Annotated in this window: 19 protein-coding genes; 8 read left to right on the top strand and 11 right to left on the bottom strand. The window is 57.1% G+C overall.

Translation table 11 applies throughout. From position 1 onward, the window contains the following. Position 1 precedes the first annotated feature (1 nt). The 7 genes from panB to thpR all read right to left on the bottom strand — a co-directional run bounded on the left by panB (position 2) and on the right by thpR (position 5684). A complete protein-coding gene (gene panB, locus B3511_RS15045; protein ID WP_040077119.1) occupies positions 2-793 on the bottom strand; it encodes a 3-methyl-2-oxobutanoate hydroxymethyltransferase in 792 nt (263 codons plus the stop codon). Positions 794-915: 122 nt separating this feature from the next. After that, positions 916-1395: a 2-amino-4-hydroxy-6-hydroxymethyldihydropteridine diphosphokinase gene (gene folK / locus B3511_RS15040; protein ID WP_046884963.1), complete on the bottom strand. Its 480-nt coding sequence runs from the start codon at positions 1393-1395 to the stop codon at positions 916-918. After that, positions 1392-2789: a polynucleotide adenylyltransferase PcnB gene (pcnB, locus tag B3511_RS15035; protein WP_207293808.1), complete on the bottom strand. Its 1398-nt coding sequence runs from the start codon at positions 2787-2789 to the stop codon at positions 1392-1394. Before pcnB ends, folK begins: the two co-directional genes overlap by 4 nt. A 54-nt stretch (positions 2790-2843) precedes the next feature. Continuing rightward, on the bottom strand, positions 2844-3734 hold the full coding sequence (gluQRS, locus tag B3511_RS15030) for a tRNA glutamyl-Q(34) synthetase GluQRS (RefSeq protein WP_207293016.1): 891 nt from the start codon (positions 3732-3734) through the stop codon (positions 2844-2846). A 71-nt stretch (positions 3735-3805) separates the two neighbouring features. Then, on the bottom strand, positions 3806-4261 hold the full coding sequence (dksA, locus tag B3511_RS15025) for an RNA polymerase-binding protein DksA (protein ID WP_012016093.1): 456 nt from the start codon (positions 4259-4261) through the stop codon (positions 3806-3808). A 175-nt stretch (positions 4262-4436) separates the two neighbouring features. Next, the gene (gene sfsA / locus B3511_RS15020) at positions 4437-5141 is read right to left on the bottom strand and encodes a DNA/RNA nuclease SfsA (RefSeq protein ID WP_286783700.1); all 705 of its coding nucleotides are present in this window, start codon (positions 5139-5141) and stop codon (positions 4437-4439) included. A 12-nt stretch (positions 5142-5153) separates the two neighbouring features. Next, on the bottom strand, positions 5154-5684 hold the full coding sequence (gene thpR / locus B3511_RS15015; protein ID WP_040077114.1) for an RNA 2',3'-cyclic phosphodiesterase: 531 nt from the start codon (positions 5682-5684) through the stop codon (positions 5154-5156). Positions 5685-5757: 73 nt separating this feature from the next. On the opposite strand from thpR, the gene hrpB reads away from it, so the two are divergent. From hrpB to fhuB, 6 genes are all read left to right on the top strand, one after another. Beyond that, positions 5758-8187 (top strand): ATP-dependent helicase HrpB, encoded by a 2430-nt coding sequence (gene hrpB / locus B3511_RS15010; RefSeq protein WP_286783699.1) that lies wholly within the window; start codon positions 5758-5760, stop codon positions 8185-8187. An 88-nt stretch (positions 8188-8275) separates the two neighbouring features. Beyond that, complete coding sequence (gene mrcB / locus B3511_RS15005; protein ID WP_286783698.1) at positions 8276-10801, top strand: bifunctional glycosyl transferase/transpeptidase; 2526 nt, start codon at positions 8276-8278, stop codon at positions 10799-10801. 234 nt (positions 10802-11035) lie between these two features. Next, positions 11036-13285: a ferrichrome porin FhuA gene (gene fhuA / locus B3511_RS15000; RefSeq protein WP_286783697.1), complete on the top strand. Its 2250-nt coding sequence runs from the start codon at positions 11036-11038 to the stop codon at positions 13283-13285. A 48-nt stretch (positions 13286-13333) separates the two neighbouring features. Further along, positions 13334-14131 carry a Fe3+-hydroxamate ABC transporter ATP-binding protein FhuC gene (fhuC, locus tag B3511_RS14995; RefSeq protein ID WP_233802014.1) on the top strand — a complete coding sequence of 266 codons (798 nt, stop codon included), beginning with the start codon at positions 13334-13336 and terminating at the stop codon, positions 14129-14131. Beyond that, positions 14131-15021 carry a Fe(3+)-hydroxamate ABC transporter substrate-binding protein FhuD gene (gene fhuD / locus B3511_RS14990; RefSeq protein WP_412098725.1) on the top strand — a complete coding sequence of 297 codons (891 nt, stop codon included), beginning with the start codon at positions 14131-14133 and terminating at the stop codon, positions 15019-15021. Before fhuC ends, fhuD begins: the two co-directional genes overlap by 1 nt. Then, positions 15018-17000 (top strand): Fe(3+)-hydroxamate ABC transporter permease FhuB, encoded by a 1983-nt coding sequence (fhuB, locus tag B3511_RS14985; protein WP_286783696.1) that lies wholly within the window; start codon positions 15018-15020, stop codon positions 16998-17000. The genes fhuD and fhuB overlap by 4 nt, the downstream gene beginning before the upstream one ends. Positions 17001-17183: 183 nt before the next feature. Here fhuB and hemL read toward each other — a convergent pair whose 3' ends face one another. Next, complete coding sequence (gene hemL, locus B3511_RS14980; protein ID WP_040077106.1) at positions 17184-18464, bottom strand: glutamate-1-semialdehyde 2,1-aminomutase; 1281 nt, start codon at positions 18462-18464, stop codon at positions 17184-17186. Between the two features lie 278 nt (positions 18465-18742). On the opposite strand from hemL, the gene clcA reads away from it, so the two are divergent. Both clcA and erpA read left to right on the top strand, forming a co-directional pair. Beyond that, complete coding sequence (clcA, locus tag B3511_RS14975) at positions 18743-20131, top strand: H(+)/Cl(-) exchange transporter ClcA (RefSeq protein WP_046884956.1); 1389 nt, start codon at positions 18743-18745, stop codon at positions 20129-20131. 80 nt (positions 20132-20211) lie between these two features. Next, positions 20212-20556, top strand: a complete 345-nt coding sequence (gene erpA / locus B3511_RS14970) for an iron-sulfur cluster insertion protein ErpA (protein ID WP_040077104.1) — start codon at positions 20212-20214, stop codon at positions 20554-20556. A 54-nt stretch (positions 20557-20610) separates the two neighbouring features. On the opposite strand, the gene B3511_RS14965 is transcribed toward erpA, so the two are convergent. From B3511_RS14965 to mtnN, 3 genes are read right to left on the bottom strand one after another with little or no spacing between them, the layout of a single operon-like run. Then, entirely contained in the window at positions 20611-21234 is a 624-nt protein-coding gene (locus tag B3511_RS14965; protein WP_040077103.1) for a TRIC cation channel family protein, read from the bottom strand. A 20-nt stretch (positions 21235-21254) separates the two neighbouring features. Then, positions 21255-22055 carry a vitamin B12 ABC transporter substrate-binding protein BtuF gene (gene btuF, locus B3511_RS14960; RefSeq protein ID WP_286783695.1) on the bottom strand — a complete coding sequence of 267 codons (801 nt, stop codon included), beginning with the start codon at positions 22053-22055 and terminating at the stop codon, positions 21255-21257. Continuing rightward, a complete protein-coding gene (mtnN, locus tag B3511_RS14955) occupies positions 22048-22746 on the bottom strand; it encodes a 5'-methylthioadenosine/S-adenosylhomocysteine nucleosidase (RefSeq protein WP_286783694.1) in 699 nt (232 codons plus the stop codon). The genes btuF and mtnN overlap by 8 nt, the downstream gene beginning before the upstream one ends. Between the last annotated feature and the right edge of the window lie 21 nt (positions 22747-22767).

Genomic DNA, 22767 nt, shown 5'->3' with positions numbered 1-22767 from the left:
CTTAATGGAAACTGTGTTCTTCAGCCGGGTAAACACCGGATTCAACCTCGGTAATATACTGCCTGACTGCGGCGCGCATGTCGCCCGCTTCACTGAGGAAATTCTTTGCAAATTTTGGAATGTGACCGCCGGTAATACCGAAGGCGTCGTGCATCACCAGGATCTGGCCGTCGGTCACATTGCCCGCGCCAATCCCGATAACGGGGATAGAGAGCGCATCGGTAATACGTTTCGCCAGTTCAACCGGCACGCATTCAAGTACCAGCAGCTGTGCGCCCGCGGCTTCGATAGCCTTCGCGTCGTCGAACAACGTCTGGGCTGCGTCGCCGCGCCCCTGCACTTTATAGCCGCCAAAGATATTGACCGACTGCGGCGTAAGCCCCAGATGACCACAGACAGGTACGGCACGGTCGGTGAGCATTTTGATGGTATCGATAAGCCAGGCACCACCTTCAATTTTGACCATATTCGCCCCGGCACGCATCACGGTTGCTGCGTTTTCAAAGGCCTGCTCCGGCGTCGCATAAGCCATAAACGGCAGATCGGAGAGCAGCAGGCAAGCCGGAGCACCACGGCGCACGGCGCGTGTGTGATAAGCAATATCTTCAACCGTCACCGGCAGAGTTGAATCATGTCCCTGGACCGTCATCCCTAACGAATCGCCCACCAGCATGACGTTGATGCCTTCTTCGGCGAAGAGTTTGGCGAAGCTGTAGTCATAGGCGGTGATGGTCGCGAAGCGCTGCTTTTCCTGTTTGCATTTCTGCAATGCGGAGATGGTGGTTGGTTTCATACTGTTTCCTGATAGCCCAAAGCAAATCTTTGCGCATTCTAACAGTAAGATTGGGGGGAACAATGATTTTAGCTAAGCGATTAACCATAAATTATTCATGGTTAATCGACAAAGAAAGACGGCTACCAGCGTGCCGGTTTTTCGGCGTTCAGCCGTTGCAGCAGGGCGGTAAGGGACTCACCGTCCGGAAAGGTTAACTGCGGGGCGATTTCAGCCAGCGGCCAGAGCATAAACCCGCGATTTTTCATATCGTAATGCGGCACGGTCAGACGTTCGGTGGCGATCACCGCATCCCCAAACAGCATGATATCAAGATCCAGGGTGCGGGGTCCCCAGCGCTCGGCTTTACGCACGCGGCCTTGCTGTAACTCAATGCGCTGGGTGTGGTCGAGCAACGCGTCGGGGCTGAGCGCGGTCTCCAGCGCAACAGCGGCATTGAGATAATCGGGCTGATCCTGCGGGCCAAGCGGAGGTGTACGGTAGAAAGCGGAAAGGGCGACAATACGACTTTGCGGGATGTCGCCCAGCGCCTGAACGGCAGCATTAACCTGCTCCAGCGGAGAGGCCAGATTGCTGCCGATGGCGATATACGCCAGGGTCATGCTGCCCCTTCGCGACGCGGAGCACGCTTACGCGGACGGCGATGACGGCGGCGGGGTTCCGGATCGTCACCCAGGTCGGTCAACATATCTTTCTGCTCCGGCGGCGCAGAGACCTGGAACTCACCCCACCACTGCGCCAGACGCTGCAGCTCGTGGTTATTCTCAGCCTCGGCACGCAGGGCCAGCAGATCGTAAGCCGCGCGGAATTTTGGATGTTCCATCAGCTTCCAGGCGCGTTTACCCTGGCGGCGTGACATACGCAGCTGGAGCTGCCAGATATCACGGATAAGGGTGGTAATGCGTTTTGGAATGGCCAGCGAACGGCAGGCTTCGTCCAGCACGTCGTTCGTTGCCAGCGCAAAGGCGTCGTAATAGGCGAGACCGCTCTCCTGCGCAATTTTCTGCGCCGTTTCCAGCAGCGGATACCAGAACATCGCCGCAAAGAGGAAGGCCGGGTTAACGCGCATATCGCTGTGAATGCGGGTGTCGGTATTCTTCAGCACCTGATTGATGATGCGCTCCATGGCGCTATCACCCTGCTCGGTGAAGTTGCGGGTAATGATCGGGAACAGCGGCTGGAACAGGCTGTATTCACGCAGCAGCTTATAGGTTTCGAAGCCGTAGCCTGCCTGCAGCAGTTTCAATGCCTCTTCAAACAGACGTGCCGGCGGCACATCGTTGATAAGCGTCGCCAGACGTGGGATCGGCTCGGCGGTTTCCGGGCTGATACGCATTCCGAGCTTAGCGGCGAAACGTACCGCGCGCAGCATGCGCACCGGATCTTCTCGATAGCGGGTTTCAGGATTGCCGATCAGGCGAATCATTCCCTCTTTCAGATCCTGCATACCGCCGACGTAATCGCGAACGGTAAAGTCCGCCACGCTGTAGTAAAGGCTGTTGATGGTAAAGTCGCGGCGCTGGGCATCTTCTTCGATATTGCCGAAGATATTGTCACGCAGCAGCATACCGTTCTGGCCGCGCTGGGAGGTCGTGCGGTCAGTTGGCGTGCCTTCGTGGTGCCCACGGAAAGTGGCGACTTCAATGATTTCTGGCCCAAACATAACGTGGGCGAGACGGAAGCGACGACCTACCAGCCGGCAGTTACGGAATAATTTACGCACCTGCTCCGGCGTGGCACTGGTGGTCACGTCGAAATCTTTTGGTTTTTTGCCAAGCAGCAGATCGCGCACGCCACCCCCTACGAGATAAGCTTCGTAACCCGCTTTATTCAGGCGATAAAGTACCTTGAGGGCATTTTCACTGATATCTTTGCGGGAAATAGCATGCTGCTCGCGCGGAATAACCGACATAGAGTGTTGAGCAATGACGTCGTCCGCCATGCTCTCATCGCGGCTTAGCACCTTACGGCAAAAATTAGCGACTCGGGTAAAAATAGTGCACCTCGGTAGTGTGTGTGTCAGGCTTCAGGACAAAAAAATAGCGGCTAATCATAGCTCAGCGAGACGCGTTTGAGAATGCTGGATTTTCGGCACGCTATTTAGCGTCCAGCCAGCAATGGCTTTTTGCAGCAATTCTTCGGTTCGCAAATCCTGCCACTCATGTGTTACATCCTGGTTGAGAAATTGTAAAGCATTGATAAGCACAGGGCGAGGATCGCCTTTCGGCAATGCCGGGGCATGGTTCTGCTTTGATAACTTTAACCCTTCGCGATTCAGTGCTAACGGCAGATGGACATAATCAGGGATAGCCCAGCCGAACTGCTGATAGAGCGAAATCTGGCGCACGGTGGGTTCAATCAGATCGGCACCGCGCACAATTTCCGTCACGCCCTGGAAATGATCATCGACCACCACCGCCAGGTTATAAGCAAACAACCCGTCACGACGATGTACGATAAAATCTTCGCGCGCCAGCCGCGCGTCTGCGTGGATTTCGCCAAGCAGACCATCATGAAACTGGGTCACAGGGTGGTGCTGCATTAATCGAACGGCAGCGTTTTCGGGGCCATTATTCAGGGTACGACAATGGCCATCATACACGCCGCCCACGCTCTGAATACGGGCGCGGGTGCAGGTGCAATAGTATGAAAAACCTTGCTCGCGTAGCCAGGCCAGGCGTTCACGGTAGGCTTCATGGCGCTGAGATTGCCAAAGGATGTCGCCATCCCAGTGCAGGCCGTAATGTTCCAGCTGACGCAGAATGGTCTCTGCCGCACCGGGAACTTCACGCGGGGGGTCGATATCTTCAATACGCACACGCCAGATACCGCGGCGGGCTCGCGCTTGCAGATAGCTGCCGAGGGCAGCGATAAGGGAACCGAAATGCAGCTCACCCGAAGGCGAGGGGGCAAAGCGGCCAATATAGTCAGATTCAGGCATGGTACCGGGAGACTAAAAGTAACAAGGCGGGAGAGACTCCCGCCTTTGTGAACGTGCTGACAGAGCGGGGATTAACCTGCCATCTGTTTTTCGCGGATCTCTGCCAGTGTTTTGCAGTCGATGCACAGGTCGGCTGTAGGACGCGCTTCCAGACGACGAATACCGATTTCGACACCACAGGATTCGCAAAAGCCGAAATCTTCGTCTTCGACTTTTTTCAGCGTTTTCTCGATCTTTTTAATCAGTTTGCGTTCGCGGTCACGGTTACGCAGTTCGAGGCTGAACTCTTCTTCCTGAGCGGCACGGTCTACCGGATCCGGGAAGTTTGCAGCTTCGTCCTGCATATGTGTAACGGTGCGATCCACTTCATCCCTAAGTTGATTACGCCATGCTTCAAGGATTCGCTTGAAGTGCGACAGCTGGGCTTCGTTCATATACTCTTCGCCCGGCTTCTCTTGATACGGCTCCACCCCAGCGATGGCGAGAATACTCAGGGACGATGTTTTACGGTTTTGCCCTTCTTGCATGTTGCTTCTCCTTAACACGCACTATCGATCCCCGGTTGGGGGAAAAATCAGGCCGCTATAAATAGCAGATGCTTTTCCGGATGGCAATTATCTAAACGTAACACTTGACAAGCCTGTGAGGAAAAGCGTATTTGCGCACACGACCAGAATACTTAATAGTCAATCGACTAGCCCCTTAAAACGTAACGGGAAGAGCCGATCTCAGAGTCATATTATCGGCAGAAAGTTCCGCTTTATAAGCGAAAACCTCCACCCCCTGCTTTTGTGCCTCATTCAACAGTTGCGCGTATTTGGGGTCAATATGGCGGGCAGGTGAAAATCGTTCAATTGCTGAGTGTAAAACCGCAAACAGCAACACGGCGCGTTTGCCCGCCGCCGCTACACTTATCAACTCCCGGAGATGCTTTTGACCGCGCAGGGTCACCGCGTCCGGAAAATAGCCGTTATCTTGGTCAGCTAACGTCACTGATTTCACTTCAATATAGCACTCGGGGCGATCCTCTGCCTGTAACATAAAGTCAATTCTGCTGCCCTCTGCGCCATACTTCACTTCACTTTTGATACTGCTGTAGCCACGCAGTTCGGCAAGCATATCAAGGGCGATCGCCTCTTTTACCAGCTGGTTTGCCCGTAGCGTATTGACGCAAATAAACGCCCCCTGCGTGGTTTGGGTAATTTCCCAGGTATGCGGATATTTGCGTTTAGCATTAAGCGAGGTGGAGTACCAGACGGTATCGCCCGACGTGGCGCAACCGGTCATCGCGCCGGTATTCGGGCAGTGCAGGGTGAGGGTCTCCCCCTCAGGCGTGACCACATCGGCAAGAAAGCGTTTGTAGCGCTGAACCAGGATAGCGGGTTGTAAGGCCGGGATAAACTGCATGTAAATTCCTTATTACTCGTTCAGCGTCCAGCGCTGAAGCGGCGTATAGCGGGTGCGCCCGCGGGCGAACACGCTCTCATAAAGTACGAAATCTGTGACCGGAAAGTGCCAGGAAAACCCTGGCGGCGGAATGGCTACCGCGTGGCTGGCATCGCGCAGCAGAGTGATATGCGGATGAAATGGCTGGGGGCTTTGATAACAGCCGCTGCGTGCAGCCTGCGCCCGCAACATACTGGCAAGTTGTAATAAACCACGCGGCGGCTGGCGAGTCCCCAGCCAGACGACGCGGGAACGCAGCCACTGTCCGGCATCGTCAAGCTGCAGGGTAAACCCCGGCTGGCGAATACGACCCGCCATGGCTGCCAGCGCCTGCCGCTTTTCATCGCTCACCTCGCCGAGGAAAGCCAGCGTTAGATGCAGATTCGCTGCCTGCACCGGACGTCCTGCCTCAGGTACGAAGTTCTCGGCGCGCCAGCGCACAATCTTACGCTGCAGCGGGGCGGGCAGTTCAATGGCGAAAAAAAGCCTTTTCGTCTCAGACATTCGGGGTGCTCGGTTATGGTTTGAGGCGATGCTACAATGTACGCCCGCTAATGTTAACCCTCTGGAGCCAAACGTGTCCTCGTTGCCGGTCGCCGCAGTCCTTCCTGAACTTCTCACCGCCTTACAACACGCGCCGCAGATATTGCTCAATGCCCCTACTGGCGCAGGTAAGTCGACGTGGCTACCGCTGCAAATCCTCAACCAGGGTCTCATTCCGGGCAAAATCATACTGCTGGAGCCAAGACGGCTCGCTGCCCGTAACGTGGCGCAACGTCTGGCCGAACTCTTGGGCGAGAAGCCGGGCGAGACGGTAGGGTATCGAATGCGCGCCGAAAGTTGCGTCAGTGACGCCACCCGGCTGGAGGTGGTGACCGAAGGGATCCTCACCCGTATGCTGCAGCAGGATCCTGAGCTGACGGGCATCGGTCTGGTGATCCTTGACGAGTATCACGAACGCAGCCTGCAGGCCGATCTGGCGCTGGCGCTATTGCTGGATGTGCAGCAGGGACTGCGCGACGATCTGAAATTGTTAATCATGTCGGCAACGCTGGATAACGATCGTCTGCAACGGCTATTACCGGATGCGCCAGTTATCACTTCTGAAGGACGCACTTTTCCGGTGGAACGCCGCTATCAGACGCTTTCCGCGCAACTGCGCTTCGACGAGGCCGTCGCCGTCGCCACCGCGGAGCTGCTGCGTCAGGAGAGCGGGTCCGTGTTGCTATTTTTGCCCGGCACCCGAGAGATTCAGCGGGTGCAGGAACATCTCGCCTCCCGGGTGGGAAGCGATGTGCTGCTTTGTCCACTCTACGGCGCCTTAACGCTCGCCGAGCAGCGTAAAGCGATCCTGCCGCCTGCGCAGGGGATGCGTAAAGTGGTGCTGGCCACCAATATTGCCGAAACCAGCCTGACCATTGAAGGGATCCGTCTGGTGGTCGACACCGCCCAGGAGCGCGTAGCCCAGTTCGATCCGCGCACCGGGCTAACAAAGCTTATCACCCAGCGTATCAGTCAGGCGTCGATGACCCAGCGCGCAGGTCGCGCCGGTCGTCTGGAGCCGGGCATCTGCCTGCATCTGATCCCATTTGAGCAGGCAGAACGCGCGGCGGCGCAAGCCACGCCGGAGATCCTGCAAAGCGATCTGAGCGGCCTGCTGCTGGAGCTATTGCAGTGGGGGTGTCAGGATCCGACCCAGCTCTGCTGGCTGGATCACCCCCCAGCCGTCAACCTGCTTGCCGCACGGCGCTTGCTTACCCAGCTTGGGGCGCTGGCAGGCGAGCGGCTCACCGCCTTTGGCCAGAAAATGGCGGCGCTGGGCAATGACCCGCGGCTGGCTGCAATGCTGGCTGGCGCAAAGGGCGACGATGAAATCGCCACGGCGGCGAAACTGGCGGCTATTCTTGAGGAGCCACCGCGCGGAGGGAATAGCGATCTGGCGCTGGCATTTTCGCGCCATCAGCCAGGCTGGCAGCAGCGCGCTAAAACGCTGATGAAGCGTTTGAACAGTAACGGTGGATCGCCCGATGCAGCCAGGATCCCGGCGCTGCTGGCCAGGGCCTTTCCGGATCGCCTGGCACGTCGTCGCGGGCTGGAAGGCCGTTACCAGTTGGCGAACGGCATGGGGGCGATGTTGGATCGTGTTGACGGGTTAACGCGGCATGAGTGGCTCATTGCGCCACTCTTATTACAGGGCAGCCAGTCCCCAGACGCCCGCATCCTGCAGGCCGTTGCCGTAGATATCGAGGCGCTGGTCAGCCGCTGCCCGCAGCTGGTTGAGCAGTCAGATACCATTGAGTGGGACGAGACACAGGGCACGCTAAAAGCGCTGCGTCGGGCGCAAATCGGCCGCCTGACCCTGAGCGTAAAGCCGCTGGCTAAACCTTCTGAAGAGGAGTTGCACCAGGCGATGCTGAACGGCATCCGCGATAAGGGGCTGGAGGTATTGACCTGGAGTCCGCAGGCCGAACAATTTCGTCTTCGTCTGCTGTGTGCGGCTCGCTGGTTGCCGGAATATGACTGGCCTGCCGTAGATGATGCCTCGCTGCTGGCCAACCTCGAAAACTGGTTACTGCCGCAAATGGGTGGCGTACACTCTTTGCGCGCCCTGAAAGCGCTGGATGTTAAGGCAGCGTTACAGAATCTGACCGACTGGTCATTACGTCAACGGCTGGATACTGAGCTGCCAGAGCATTACACTGTGCCAACCGGAAGCCGGATAGCCATTCGTTATCATGAAGATAATCCACCCGTGCTGGCCGTGCGAATGCAGGAGATGTTCGGTGAAGCCACTACCCCGGCAATTGCGCAGGGGCGTGTCCCGCTGGTACTGGAGCTGCTTTCACCGGCGCAGCGTCCGCTGCAGATCACCCGCGATCTGAGCGCATTCTGGGCAGGAAGCTACCGTGAGGTGCAAAAAGAGATGAAGGGGCGTTACCCTAAACATGTCTGGCCGGACGATCCGGCGAACGCGGCACCGACACGACGGACGAAGAAATATTCGTAGTCATTATATTTGAGAGATTTCTTCTTTCTCCTACGGGATTAAGAACAGAGAATCGGGCCTTTGCGCCTGATAGTTGCGGAGAAAAAGCATGGCGGGGAATGACCGCGAGCCTATTGGACGTAAAGGGAAACCGACGCGTCCGGCAAAAGAGAAAGTAAGCCGTCGTCGACTCAGAAATCAAGAGCGCGACGATGACTATGAAGACGATTATGAGGATGAAGAACCGATGCCGCGCAAAGGAAAAGGCAAAGGGCGTAAGCCTCGTGGAAAACGCGGCTGGTTCTGGCTGTTACTGAAGCTCTTTATTGTGTTTATCGCCCTGATGGCGATCTATGGCGTCTATCTGGATCAAAAAATCCGTAGCCGTATCGACGGTAAAGTATGGCAACTGCCTGCGGCCGTTTACGGGCGGATGGTGAACCTTGAGCCGGACATGTCCATCAGCAAGAACGAGATGGTCAAACTGCTGGAGGCGACGCAATATCGTCAGGTGACGAAAATGACGCGTCCTGGCGAATTTACCGTGCAGGCGAACAGCATTGAGATGATCCGCCGTCCGTTCGATTTCCCGGACAGCAAAGAGGGGCAGGTGCGCGCGCGTCTGACCTTCGATGGCGATCATCTGGATACCATCGAGAACATGGATAATAACCGCCAGTTCGGTTTCTTCCGTCTCGATCCGCGCCTGATCACCATGCTCTCTTCGCCGAACGGCGAGCAGCGCCTGTTTGTGGCGCGAAATGGCTTCCCGGATCTGCTGGTCGATACTCTGCTGGCAACCGAAGACCGTCATTTCTACGAGCATGACGGGGTGAGTCTTTACTCTATTGGCCGTGCGGTACTGGCCAACCTGACGGCCGGCCGCACGGTGCAGGGGGCGAGTACCCTGACCCAGCAACTGGTGAAAAACCTGTTCCTCTCCAGCGAGCGCTCGTACTGGCGTAAGGCTAACGAAGCCTACATGGCAGTCCTGATGGATGCCCGCTACAGCAAGGATCGTATCCTTGAACTGTATATGAACGAGGTGTACCTCGGTCAGAGCGGCGATAACGAGATCCGTGGTTTCCCGCTGGCGAGCCTGTACTACTTTGGCCGTCCGGTCGAAGAGCTGAGCCTTGACCAACAGGCGCTGCTGGTGGGCATGGTGAAAGGGGCGTCGATCTACAACCCATGGCGCAACCCGAAACTGGCGCTGGAGCGCCGTAACCTGGTGCTGCGCCTGCTGCAACAGCAGCAAGTGATCGACCAGGAGCTGTACGAAATGCTGAGCGCACGTCCGCTGGGCGTACAGCCGCGCGGTGGCGTTATCTCCCCGCAGCCTGCGTTTATGCAGATGGTTCGCCAGGAGTTGCAGGCGAAGCTTGGCGATAAAGTGAAAGATCTCTCCGGCGTGAAGATCTTCACCACGTTCGACTCCGTGGCGCAGGATGCTGCGGAAAAAGCGGCCGTGGAAGGTATTCCGGTCCTGAAGAAACAGCGTAAGCTGAGCGATCTGGAAACCGCGATGGTGGTGGTTGACCGCTACAGCGGGGAAGTGCGCGCCATGGTAGGCGGGGCAGAGCCGCAGTATGCCGGTTATAACCGTGCCATGCAGGCGCGTCGTTCGATTGGTTCTCTGGCGAAACCGGCCACCTATCTGACGGCGCTGAGCCAGCCGAACCAGTATCGCCTGAACACCTGGATTGCGGATGCGCCGATCTCTCTGCGCCAGCCGAATGGCCAGGTCTGGTCGCCGCAGAACGACGATCGTCAGTTCAGCGGACAGGTGATGTTGGTGGATGCGTTGACGCGTTCCATGAACGTACCGACGGTAAACCTGGGTATGGCGCTTGGCCTGCCGGCGATTACCGATACCTGGGTAAAACTGGGTGTGCCTAAAAACCAGCTGCATCCGGTTCCGGCGATGATCCTCGGCGCACTGAACCTGACGCCAATCGAAGTGGCGCAGGCGTTCCAGACCATCGCCAGCGGCGGTAATCGCGCTCCTCTCTCTGCGCTGCGTTCGGTCATTGCCGAAGATGGTACGGTGCTGTATCAGAGCTTCCCGCAGGCAGAGCGTGCCGTTCCGGCGCAGGCGGCATACATGACGTTGTGGACCATGCAGCAGGTTGTGCAGCGTGGTACAGGGCGCCAGCTGGGCGCGAAGTATCCGGGCCTGCATCTGGCGGGTAAAACCGGTACCACCAATAACAACGTCGACACCTGGTTTGCCGGTATTGATGGACGTGAAGTGGTGATTACCTGGGTGGGTCGTGATAACAACCAGCCCACTAAGCTGTACGGTGCCAGCGGTGCGATGTCTATCTATCAGCGTTATCTGACTAACCAGTCGCCAGTGCCGTTAGTTCTGACGCCACCGGAAGATATCGTGGATATGGGCGTGGATGAGTCGGGTACCTTCGTCTGTGGCGGCGGGATGCGAAGCCTGCCGGTCTGGACCAGCAATCCGGATTCACTGTGTCAGCAGGCCGCTCCGGAACCCACGGGTAATCCGTTCGAGCAATCTTCTCAGCCGCAACAGCAGCCGCAACAACAGCAGCCGCAGCAGCAGAATGAGAAGAAAGAGAGCGACGGTGTCGCTGGCTGGATTAAGGATATGTTCGGCGGTAATTAACGTGCCAGACCCCCTCTTCGAGAGGAGAGGGGGATTTCACGTAAAACAAACATTTCTCTAACCGGTTTATTCCCTCTTTATAACCCCCGTTTTTCTCTTGTTTATTTCTTATCCCCTCAATTTCCGTAGGGCCGCTATTCGCTTGCTATGCCGCCAGCGTTTCGCATAATATGCTGCGGTCATAATAATAATTCTCGTTTACGTTATCATTCACTCTTGCTCAGAGAGATACCAATGGCGCTTTCAAAAACTGCTCAGCCAATCAATTACTCACTGCGTAAAATCGCAGTGGTTGTAGCCACAGCGGTTAGCGGCATGTCTGCCTATGCACAGGCCGCTGAAACCCCGAAAAAAGAAGAGACGATTACCGTTACCGCAGCGCCAGCTCCACAGGAGAGCGCATGGGGACCCGCTGCGACCATCGCGGCACGGCAATCTGCCACCGGGACCAAGACCGACACCTCTATTGAGAAGGTGCCGCAGTCCATTTCCGTCGTGACGGCGGAAGAGATGGCATTGCATCAGCCTAAGTCTGTCAAAGAAGCACTTAGCTATACGCCGGGTGTCTCTGTTGGTACTCGAGGCGCATCTAATACCTACGATCACCTGATTATCCGTGGCTTCGCCGCGGACGGGCAAACCCAGAACAACTATCTGGATGGCCTGAAAATGCAGGGTAACTTCTACAACGACGCGGTAATCGATCCCTATATGCTGGAGCGTGCAGAAGTGCTGCGCGGGCCGGCCTCAGTTCTGTACGGAAAAAGCAGCCCGGGTGGCTTGTTGAACATGGTCAGCAAGCGTCCAACGACTGAACCCCTGAAAGAGATTCAGTTCAAAGCGGGTACTAACAGCCTGTTCCAGACCGGCTTTGACTTCAGCGATGCGCTGGATGACGACGGCGTTTACTCATACCGCTTAACAGGCCTGGCCCGTTCTGCCAATGCCCAGCAGAAGGGGGCGGAAGAGCAGCGCTACACCATCGCTCCCTCTTTCTCCTGGCGTCCGGATGATAAAACGAACTTTACCTTCCTCTCTTACTTCCAGAATGAACCGGAAACGGGTTATTACGGCTGGCTGCCAAAAGAAGGTACGGTAGAGCCGCTGCCAAACGGCAAACGTCTGCCAACCGACTTCAACGAAGGTGCGACCAATAATACCTATTCTCGTAACCAGAAAATGGTCGGTTACAGCTTCGATCACGAATTCAACGACACCTTTACGCTGCGCCAGAATCTGCGCTTTGCTGAGAACAAAACCTCTCAAAACAGCGTTTATGGCTATGGCGTCTGTTCGGATCCAGCAAACGCAGCCAGCAAGCAGTGTGCAGCGATTGCGCCAGCAGACAAAGGTCACACTCTGGCGCGTAAATACGTTGCTGATGATGAAAAACTGCAAAACCTTTCTGTTGATACTCAGTTGCAGAGTAAATTTGCTACGGGTGCCATTGAGCATACCTTGCTGACCGGCGTTGACTATATGCGTATGCGTAATGACATCAACGCATGGTTCGGTTATGACGACTCTGTTCCGCTGCTCGACCTGTACAACCCGGTTAATGCTGATTTCGACTTTAACTCGAAAAATCCAGCAAACTCCGGTCCTTATCAGATTCTGAATAAGCAAGAACAAACCGGTTTGTACGTTCAGGATCAGGCGCAGTGGGATAAAGTTTTGGTTACCCTGGGCGGTCGTTATGACTGGGCTAAACAAAACTCCTTTAACCGCGTCTTTAACACTACTGCTTCGCGCGATGATAACCAGTTCACCTGGCGCGGTGGTGTTAACTACCTGTTCGACAATGGTGTAACGCCGTACTTCAGCTACAGCGAATCCTTTGAGCCGTCTTCACAAACCGACGCGCAGGGTAAACCTTTTGCACCGTCAAAAGGCAAACAGTACGAAGTGGGCGTGAAGTACATCCCAGGCGATCGTCCAGTTGTGGTAACGGCTGCACTGTTTGACCTGACGAAAACCAACAACCTGATGGCAGACCCGGCGGGTTCGTTGTTCTCGGTTGAAGGTGGCGAAATTCGCTCTCGTGGGGCAGAAATTGAAGCGAAAGCGGCGCTATCTGCCAGCGTTAACCTTGTCGGCTCTTACACCTACACTGACATCGAATACACAACGGATACTACCTTAAAAGGTAATACTCCGGTTCAGGTGCCTAAACATATGGCGTCATTGTGGGCGGATTACACCATCTATGACGGTGCGCTCTCTGGCCTGACGCTGGGTACGGGTGGTCGTTACTCTGGCTCCAGCTATGGCGATGCAGCAAACAGTTTCAAAGTGGGCAGCTACACCGTAGTTGATGCACTGGTCCGTTACGATCTGGCTCGCCTTGGTATGGCCGGCTCTAACGTAGCGCTGCACGTCAACAACCTGTTCGATCGTGAATACGTCTCAAGCTGCTTCAATACCTACGGCTGCTTCTGGGGTGCTGAACGCCAGGTTGTCGCCACCGCGACCTTCCGCTTCTAATCTTCCTTCGGGCACGGTTCGCCGTGCCCTTTTACTAAGTTGGCTACGATGCAGGACAAAACAACGCAATCCGATACAACCTTTTCGCTAAATGCCACCTCCTTTCGCGTGCCTGGGCGCACGCTGCTGCACCCCCTTTCGCTGACCTTTCCTGCAGGCCAGGTCACCGGCCTGATCGGCCATAACGGCTCCGGCAAATCCACCTTACTGAAAATGCTTGGTCGGCATCAGCCGCCGTCAGAAGGCGATATTTTGCTGGATGGACAGCCGCTGGAAAGCTGGAACAGTAAGGCCTTTGCCCGCAAGGTGGCCTATCTGCCGCAGCAACTGCCGCAGGCCGAAGGGATGACCGTGCGCGAACTGGTCGCGATTGGGCGTTATCCGTGGCATGGGGCGTTGGGACGTTTTGGCGTAGCCGACCGTGAAAAAGTGGAAGAAGCCATCGCCCTGGTGGGATTAAAACCACTGGCACATCGCCTGGTTGATAGCCTCTCTGGCGGTGAACGTCAGCGGGCGTGGATCGCGATGCTGGTGGCGCAAGATAGCCGTTGTCTGCTGCTGGATGAACCTACCTCCGCACTGGATATCGCCCATCAGGTCGATGTGCTGGCGTTGGTGCATCGTTTAAGCCAGCAGCGTGGGCTAACGGTCATTGCGGTGCTGCATGATATCAACATGGCCGCCCGCTACTGTGATTATCTGGTAGCGCTGCGCGGGGGGGAAATGATTGCCCAGGGCACGCCTTCAGAGCTGATGCGCAGTGAGACGCTGGAAACCATTTACGGTATTCCGATGGGAATTCTGCCGCACCCTGCCGGGGCGGCACCGGTGAGCTTTGTCTATTGATGTCTGATTTAACGATTAGCCGCCGTCGGTTGTTGACGGCGATGGCCCTTTCGCCGTTGCTCTGGAAAATGGGCACCGCGCATGCCGCAGCCGCCATCAATAACGACCGTATTGTCGCCCTGGAGTGGCTGCCCGTTGAGCTGTTGCTCGCGCTCGGCGTCACGCCTTATGGCGTTGCGGATATCCCCAACTATCGGCTGTGGGTAAACGAGCCCAGCCTCCCTGACTCGGTCATCGACATCGGTTTGCGCACCGAGCCCAATCTCGAATTGCTGACGCAAATGAAACCCTCCTATCTGGTCTGGTCGGCAGGGTATGGCCCCTCAGAGGAGAAGCTGGCGCGGATTGCGCCAGGCCGGGGGTTCTCGTTTAGCGACGGGAAAGCCCCGCTAACGCAAGCACGTCACTCGCTTAACGAGATGGCCCAGTTGTTAAACCTGGAGGCCGCTGCCCGCCAGCATCTTGATCACTTCGACAGCGTCATTGATAGCTACAAACCGCGCTTTGCCGGGCGCGGCGATCGGCCTCTGCTAATGATTACGCTGCTGGACGCCCGCCACGTACTGGTGTTCGGCAAAAACTGCCTCTTCCAGGAGGTGATGGATCGCTACGGAATAAACAATGCCTGGGAAGGGGAGATGACCTTCTGGGGCAGCACCGCGATAGGCATTGACAGGCTGGCGGCGTTTCGTGATGTCGATGTGCTCTGTTTTGATCATGGCAATGAGCGTGAAATGCAGACATTGATGAAAACCCCGCTATGGCAGGCGATGCCCTTTGTCCGCCAGCAGCGTTTCCAGCGCGTACCGGCCGTGTGGTTCTACGGCGCGACCCTGTCGGCGATGCACTTTGCCCGGGTACTGGATAGCGCCCTGGGAGGCAAAGCATGAAATCACGGATAACATTGCTGCCCGGGCTACTGCTGGTCGCGCTGTTTGTGCTGGCGCTGGGTTTAACCTGGAGCAACCTGACGACCGCGTTGCCGCGAGCCCAGTGGGGCGAAGCGGTTGTTGCGCCAAATATTGATAAGATCGAACAGATGATCTTCCACTACAGCCTGTTGCCGCGTCTGGTGATCTCGCTGCTGGTGGGGGCAGGCCTGGGTCTGGTGGGGGTACTCTTCCAGCAAGTGCTACGCAATCCCCTGGCGGAACCCACCACCCTGGGGGTGGCGACCGGCGCGCAGTTGGGGATGACTATCGCCACCCTGTGGGCGTTGCCGGGCGCACTGGCACCGCAGTTCGCGGCGCTGATTGGCGCCTGCGTGGTCGGTGCGCTGGTCTTTGGCGTGGCCTGGGGCAAGCGGTTATCACCGGTGACGCTGATCCTTGCCGGTCTGGTCGTCAGTCTCTACTGCGGTGCGATCAACCAGCTGCTGGTGATCTTCCATCACGATGAATTGCAAAGCATGTTCCTCTGGAGTACCGGTACGCTAACGCAGACCGACTGGAGCATTGTGCAGCGGCTGTGGCCACAACTGCTGGGCGGCGTCTTGCTCACGCTGTTACTGCTGCGCCCGCTGACGTTGATGGGGCTGGATGACGGCGTGGCGCGTAATCTCGGGCTGGCGCTGTCGCTGGCGCGTCTGGCCGCGCTGACGCTGGCGATTGTGATCAGCGCCCTGTTGGTCAATGCCGTCGGGATCATTGGTTTTATCGGCCTGTTTGCGCCATTGCTGGCGAAAATGGTCGGTGCCCGTCGCCTGCTAACCCGGCTGCTGGTCGCTCCCCTGATTGGGGCCCTTATCCTCTGGCTGTCAGATCAGATTATTTTGTGGCTAACCCGCGTATGGATGGAGGTCTCGACTGGCTCGGTGACGGCGATCGTGGGGGCACCGCTGCTGCTGTGGCTCCTGCCGCGCCTGCGAAGCATGAGCGCGCCCGCGATGAACGCCGGGAACCATGTTGCTGCCGAACGTCATCACGTGCTGTGGTATGCCCTGGGGGGCGGCCTGCTGCTGTTACTGGCGGTGATGGCCGCGCTGGCCTTTGGGCGTGATGCCACAGGCTGGCACTGGGCGAGCGGGGCGCTGCTGGATGAGCTGATGCCGTGGCGCTGGTCGCGGGTCATGGCGGCGCTGATTGCCGGGGTAATGCTGGCGGTCGCGGGCTGTATTATTCAGCGCCTGACCGGCAATCCGATGGCGAGCCCGGAAGTGCTGGGTATCAGCTCTGGCGCGGCCTTCGGCGTCGTCTTAATGCTTTTCTTCGTCCCTGGCAATGCCTTCGCCTGGCTGATGCCGGCGGGCAGCTTGGGTGCGGCGGTAACCCTGCTGATCATTATGGTCTCGGCCGGGCGCGGGGGCTTTTCGCCTCACCGTATGCTGCTGGCCGGGATGGCGCTCAGCACCGCCTTTACCATGCTATTAATGATGCTGCAGGCCAGTGGTGACCCGCGTATGGCGCAGATCCTCACCTGGCTTGCGGGGTCTACCTATAACGCCTCTACCGCGCAGGTGGTGAGCACGGGCATCGCGCTGGTGGTGCTTATGGCTATCGTACCACTTTGTCGTCGCTGGCTGACGGTGCTGCCGCTGGGGGGCGACACCGCCCGGGCGGTAGGCATAGCGCTGACGCCGTCTCGCGTGGGCTTACTCTTACTGGCGGCGTGCCTGACCGCCACGGCGACCATGACCATCGGCCCGTTGAGCTTTATCGGCCTGATGGCGCCGCACATTGCCCGTATGATGGGTTTTCGTCGTACGATGCCGCACATTGTGATGTCGGCGCTGACGGGGGGTATTTTGCTGGTGTTCGCGGACTGGTGCGGGCGAATGGTGCTTTTCCCTTATCAGATCCCGGCGGGGCTGCTGTCGACCTTTATCGGCGCGCCGTACTTTATCTGGCTGCTGAGAAAGCAGAGCAGGTGATAAAAGCAAAACGGCAACCTCTGGTTGCCGTTTTTAGTGTTTGTACCCTCTCCCTGTGGGAGAGGGCCAGGGTGAGGGCATCAGACCGCACCGGGTCAAAGCAAAACGGCAACCTCAGGTTGCCGTTTTTAGTGTTTGTTCCCTCTCCCCGTGGGAGAGGGCCAGGGTGAGGGCATCAGGCCCTTAGAGCTTCGCGAACACTCTGCGCGCCGCATCAATGGTGTTATTGATATCCTCAACGCTATGCGCAACTGACATAAAGCCCGCCTCAAACGCCGACGGCGCCAGGTAGACCCCCTCTTCCAGCATCAGGTGGAAGAAACGTTTGAAACGCTCCACGTCGCACTTCACAACATCCTGATAGCAGGTCACGGTTGCGGCATCGGTAAAGAAGAGGCCGAACATGCCGCCCACATGGTTTACCACCAGCGGAATACCGGCTTCTTGTGCCGCTTCCAGCAGGCCGTTTGCCAACTGCGTAGTCAGGTCGCTCAGGGTCTCATGAACACCCGGCTGGGCCACTTCGGTCAGGCAGGCAAAGCCCGCCGCCATCGCAATCGGGTTGCCGGAAAGCGTGCCCGCCTGGTAGACCGGTCCGGTAGGTGCCAGCGCATCCATCACCTCTTTACGGCCACCAAAGGCCCCTACCGGCATACCGCCGCCGATGATTTTACCGAGGCAGGTCAGGTCTGGCACCACGTTGTAGTAAGACTGGGCACCCGCTAATGCGACACGGAAACCGGTCATCACTTCATCGATGATCAGCAGGGCATTAAACTCGTCGCACAGGGCACGCAGGCCAGGCAGGAATTCAGGCTGCGGTGGAATGCAGTTCATATTGCCGGCAACAGGCTCTACGATGATACAGGCGATCTCCTGCGGGTATTGCTCAAAGGCCGCGCGCACGGAGTCGAGATCGTTATAGGTGCAGGTCAGGGTATGCTTCGCGAAATCCGCCGGAACGCCCGGCGAGTTCGGCTGACCGAGAGTCAGGGCACCGGAACCGGCTTTGACCAGCAGGCAGTCAGCGTGGCCGTGGTAACAACCTTCAAATTTGATGATCTTGTCGCGACCAGTAAAGCCACGCGCCAGGCGGATTGCGCTCATGGTCGCTTCGGTACCAGAGTTCACCATACGCACCATATCCATGGTCGGAACCAACTCGGTGACCAGGGCGGCCATTTTGACCTCCATTTCGGTCGGGGCGCCGAAGCTTAAGCCGCGCTGGGCAGCTTCAATCACCGCGTTGCGAATGGTCGGGTGGTTGTGTCCCAGCACCATCGGGCCCCACGAGCCGACGTAGTCGATATAGGCTTTACCATCCACATCGTACAGGTATGCGCCGTCCGCACGTTCAATAAACAGCGGCGTACCGCCTACGCCGGTAAAAGCGCGTACTGGGGAGTTAACACCACCCGGGATAAGTTCGCGGGCAGCGCTGTAAAGCGTTTCTGACTTGCTCATGGCGTCGTTCCTGGTTCGTATAAAATGATTAAGCACACTATTCTAAGTGATTCGCGGAAGGTTATATACCCGTGATACTTCAAGTTGCTTGTGGGGTGGCTTTCCAACTTGCACATCCCTGGCCTCGCCTCTGGCGTTTTTACCCGGCAGCTCGAATGATCGAGGATATAAAATTTTAGCCACATTCATTTGCGATTTTATTCAGCACTTTTGCAGGCCAGACGGGATACGTCTGGTAGAATCCTTCCGGCTATTTGTATGATCAAAAAGAACAGACCATGAAAACAGATACTCCCTCTTTTGAACAACAGCAGCTGGCACGTGCCCGGCAGCGTATCAGCATACGCCGCTTGCTTAACCGTGATAAAACGCCTTTGGCGATCCTGCTTGCCGCTGCGGTGGTGGGAACCCTGGCAGGGTTCGTCGGCGTCGCTTTCGAAAAAGCGGTCAACATAGTGCTGAACTGGCGTATTGGCACCGTTGCAAGCTATGCCGATCGCAGCTGGCTGGTGTGGGGCCTGGCCTTTGGGCTGTCCGCGCTTCTGGCGGCGACAGGTTATTTCCTGGTGCGTAAGTTTGCCCCTGAAGCGGGGGGGTCGGGCATTCCGGAAATTGAAGGCGCGCTCGAAGAGCTGCGCCCGGTGCGCTGGTGGCGCGTACTGCCCGTCAAGTTTATCGGCGGTATGGGAACGCTCGGTGCCGGTATGGTGCTTGGGCGAGAAGGGCCCACGGTTCAACTGGGCGGGAACGTGGGGCGCATGGTGGGTGATATTTTTCGCATGCGTAGCCCGGAAGCACGTCATACCCTGTTGGCTACCGGGGCTGCGGCAGGCCTTAGCGCCGCGTTTAATGCGCCGCTGGCAGGCATCTTATTTATCATTGAAGAGATGCGCGCCCAGTTTCGTTACAACCTGATCTCCATTAAGGCGGTCTTTACCGGCGTGATTATGTCGAGCATCGTCTTTCGTATCTTCAATGGCGAAGGGGCGGTGATAGAGGTGGGCAAGCTGACCAACGCGCCGGTGAATACGCTGTGGCTCTATCTGGTGTTGGGGATGATTTTTGGCATCGTCGGGCCGCTTTTTAATACGCTGATATTGCGGGCGCAGGATATGTTCCAGCGTATCCATGGTGGAAACACCACCAAATGGGTGCTGGTTGGCGGCCTGCTCGGGGGGATATGCGGTATCCTGGGGTTTATCGAACCGAATGCTGCAGGTGGCGGTTTTGGCTTAATCCCGATTGCGGCCGCCGGTAATTTCAGCATCGGCCTGCTGCTGTTTATGTTTCTCTCCCGCGTCGTTACCACGGTGTTATGTTTTTCGTCAGGCGCGCCTGGCGGAATTTTTGCGCCCATGCTGGCGCTGGGCACGCTGTTGGGTACCGCCTTTGGCATGGCCGCTGCGGCTGGATTTCCGGCGTATCACCTTGATGCCGGGACCTTTGCCATTGCTGGAATGGGGGCGTTGCTGGCGGCCTCTTTACGCGCACCTCTGACCGGCATTGTGCTGGTGCTGGAGATGACCGACAACTATCAGCTCATTTTGCCAATGATCATTACCTGCCTCGGCGCGACACTATTAGCCCAATTCCTGGGCGGTAAACCGCTATACTCCACCATTCTTGCGCGCACACTGGCGAAGCAAGAGGCAGAGCAGAATACTTGATTGCTATACCAGGGTATTAGATAATGACAACAAGAATTGGGTGATTTTTAACCCGATAGCAGTATTCATGGGAGCATAAAATGAGTGATGACATCGCGCTGCCGCTGCAATTTACTGAAGCAGCAGCTAAAAAAGTAAAAGACCTGATCGCCGATGAAGATAACCCGGCGCTGAAATTGCGTGTTTATATTACCGGTGGCGGTTGTAGCGGCTTCCAGTATGGATTTACCTTTGACGATCAGATTAACGATGGCGATATGACCATTGAAAAGCAGGGCGTGGCCCTGGTGGTCGACCCGATGAGCCTGCAATATCTGGTGGGTGGTGCGGTGGACTACACCGAAGGCCTGGAAGGCTCCCGTTTCGTGGTAACTAACCCGAACGCCAAGAGCACCTGCGGGTGCGGCTCCTCCTTCAGCATCTAAAATTGCACGGTGCAGAAGACAAAAACGGCAACCTCAGGGTTGCCGTTTTGCTTTTCAGCGCCCGTTTTCGTCCAGCGCAAAAGTAGGTAGCTTCAGGTGCCAGCGAATAGCCGCCAGACGAATGGTCAAGGTGACCACCATCCCTAGCATGGCAGCGCTTTCAAGCGGCATGCCAAAGGTATACCAGGCGGTGGCGTGAACGATGCCGCCAACGATACAGGCTGTGGCGTAAATTTCAGTGCGCAAAATCATGGGCACCTCGCGGGCCAGAATATCGCGAATAATCCCGCCACCGACTCCGGTCAATACACCCATGCAGATAGCGACCATCGGACCGGTTCCTGCCATAAAGGCTTTGTTCACGCCAATGCCGACGAAGACCGCCAGCCCCACGGCATCCAGCACGGGCAGAATCCACTTCGGTAGACGTCGCGGCTGACGCACCAGTACGATGGTAAGCAGGCAGGTAACCATTGCCACCACCAGGTCGGTAGGATCTTTCACCCAGAATACCGGACCATGATCGAGCGCCATATCGCGGATAGTGCCACCGCCCACGGCTGTAACCACCCCTAACACCAGAACGCCAAACGGGTCCATGCGTAATTTACCGGCCAGCAGAACGCCGGAAATCGCAAAAACGGCTGTACCGAGAATATCCAGCCAGTAAACGAGCATCGTTAAATCCCCGAAAGTGATTAATGACTCTGCGCCAGCGCAGAACAGAGTTGTTTTGCGGCGAGGATAATACGCGGGCCTGCACGCTCAAACCAGTCGCTGGTGAGTGGAATCACGGGTATTTTTAGCTGGCTATGCCAGTATTGCTCGATTTTGGGAATTTCGCCTGCCCCACCGGCAACGACAATCGCCTGAGGATGGCGCATCAACACCTGTTCGCGGCTCACCTGCGGCCAGGGCACCCGGCTTTCAGCGAAGATATTCTCCCCGCCACACAGCTCCAGAACCTGGTGCTGCAGTGATCCGGCACCCGTGGTAAACAGGGGCTGGCTGCCGAACTGTAAGAAGACGCGTTTGCGCGATGGCGTGTTGTATTTCGCTTTTAACGCCTGATAGTCATCCAGCATTTGTTGGGCTGCGCGTTCCGCTTTTTGCGGCGCTGGACTGTAGGGGGCGAGATCGCGAATCGCTTGCGCGACCTGTTCGATACTGATGGCGTCAACCCAGACGACCTTAATGCCCAGGGAGGATAGTTGATTGATCTGCCTCTCGGCATTCCCTCCGCGCCAGGCCAGCACCAGATCCGGTTTTAGCGCCACAATGCGTTCGACGTTCATCCCCTGCCAGGTGGCAACCTGCTCGATAGTTTTCGCGGCGGGCGGATAGTCGGAATAGCTACTTACGCCAACCGGCGTGATGCCAGCGGCAAAGGCCAGCTCGGTATTGGCAGGGGAGAGGGTAATAACACGCGGCGCAGCATTCAGCCACGCCGGTGTGAGCAGAAGCAGGGCGAACAGCGCCCTGTATAGCGACTTAACCACGCGCCAGTTTCTGCACCAGGGTCTCAACCATCAGGCTGGACTGCTTAGCCGCCACGACGAGGAACTCATCGAAACTCAGGTGAGATTGCTGATCGGCCACGTCGGAGATGGCGCGAACCACCACAAACGGCACCTTAAAGTTATGACAAACATGGGCAATAGCGGTCGCTTCCATCTCCACGGCAATCGCCTGTGGGAAGTTATGGCGGATCTTCGCCAGGGAGACGGAGCCGTTGATGAAGGCATCGCCGCTGACAATCAGGCCACGTACCGCGTTCAGGTTCAGCTCAGCGATGCAGTTTTCTGCTGCGGTAACCAGCTTCTCATTGGCCTTGAAGCCTGCCGGGCAGCCAGGGAGTTGACCCAGCTCGTAACCAAAGGCGGTGACGTCGGCATCGTGATAACGCGCTTCATCAGAGACGACGATATCGCCCACTGTCAGAGTTGGCGCCAGGCCGCCAGCGGAGCCAGTATTGATAATCACGTCCGGCTTGCAGCACTCTAACAGCAGCGTTGTGCCCAGCGCGGCCGCCACTTTACCAATACCGGATTTCAGCAGAGCAACTTCAGTTCCGTTCAGCAGGCCGGTATAGATCTCGCAGCCGCCCAGGGTGAGGGTCTGACGGTTCTCAATTTTGTCACGCAGCAGCGTAACTTCTTCTTCCATTGCTCCAATAATACCGATTTTCATAGATTTACTCGCGATGTGCCA

The sequence above is a fragment of the Leclercia sp. UBA1284 genome, assembly GCF_002308415.1.
Classification (GTDB): domain Bacteria; phylum Pseudomonadota; class Gammaproteobacteria; order Enterobacterales; family Enterobacteriaceae; genus Enterobacter; species Enterobacter pneumoniae.
The sequence above is the reverse complement of the archived record's forward strand: the minus strand, read 5'-3'. Positions and strand labels throughout refer to the sequence as shown.

Coding starts and splice junctions, on each gene's coding strand:
- panB (WP_040077119.1), bottom strand. CDS start 793: ATGAAACCAACCACCATCTCCGCATTGCAGAAATGCAAACAGGAAAAG.
- folK (WP_046884963.1), bottom strand. CDS start 1,395: ATGACCCTGGCGTATATCGCCATCGGCAGCAATCTGGCCTCTCCGCTG.
- gluQRS (WP_207293016.1), bottom strand. CDS start 3,734: ATGCCTGAATCTGACTATATTGGCCGCTTTGCCCCCTCGCCTTCGGGT.
- dksA (WP_012016093.1), bottom strand. CDS start 4,261: ATGCAAGAAGGGCAAAACCGTAAAACATCGTCCCTGAGTATTCTCGCC.
- sfsA (WP_286783700.1), bottom strand. CDS start 5,141: ATGCAGTTTATCCCGGCCTTACAACCCGCTATCCTGGTTCAGCGCTAC.
- thpR (WP_040077114.1), bottom strand. CDS start 5,684: ATGTCTGAGACGAAAAGGCTTTTTTTCGCCATTGAACTGCCCGCCCCG.
- mrcB (WP_286783698.1), top strand. CDS start 8,276: ATGGCGGGGAATGACCGCGAGCCTATTGGACGTAAAGGGAAACCGACG.
- fhuA (WP_286783697.1), top strand. CDS start 11,036: ATGGCGCTTTCAAAAACTGCTCAGCCAATCAATTACTCACTGCGTAAA.
- fhuC (WP_233802014.1), top strand. CDS start 13,334: ATGCAGGACAAAACAACGCAATCCGATACAACCTTTTCGCTAAATGCC.
- fhuD (WP_412098725.1), top strand. CDS start 14,131: ATGTCTGATTTAACGATTAGCCGCCGTCGGTTGTTGACGGCGATGGCC.
- fhuB (WP_286783696.1), top strand. CDS start 15,018: ATGAAATCACGGATAACATTGCTGCCCGGGCTACTGCTGGTCGCGCTG.
- hemL (WP_040077106.1), bottom strand. CDS start 18,464: ATGAGCAAGTCAGAAACGCTTTACAGCGCTGCCCGCGAACTTATCCCG.
- clcA (WP_046884956.1), top strand. CDS start 18,743: ATGAAAACAGATACTCCCTCTTTTGAACAACAGCAGCTGGCACGTGCC.
- erpA (WP_040077104.1), top strand. CDS start 20,212: ATGAGTGATGACATCGCGCTGCCGCTGCAATTTACTGAAGCAGCAGCT.
- B3511_RS14965 (WP_040077103.1), bottom strand. CDS start 21,234: ATGCTCGTTTACTGGCTGGATATTCTCGGTACAGCCGTTTTTGCGATT.
- mtnN (WP_286783694.1), bottom strand. CDS start 22,746: ATGAAAATCGGTATTATTGGAGCAATGGAAGAAGAAGTTACGCTGCTG.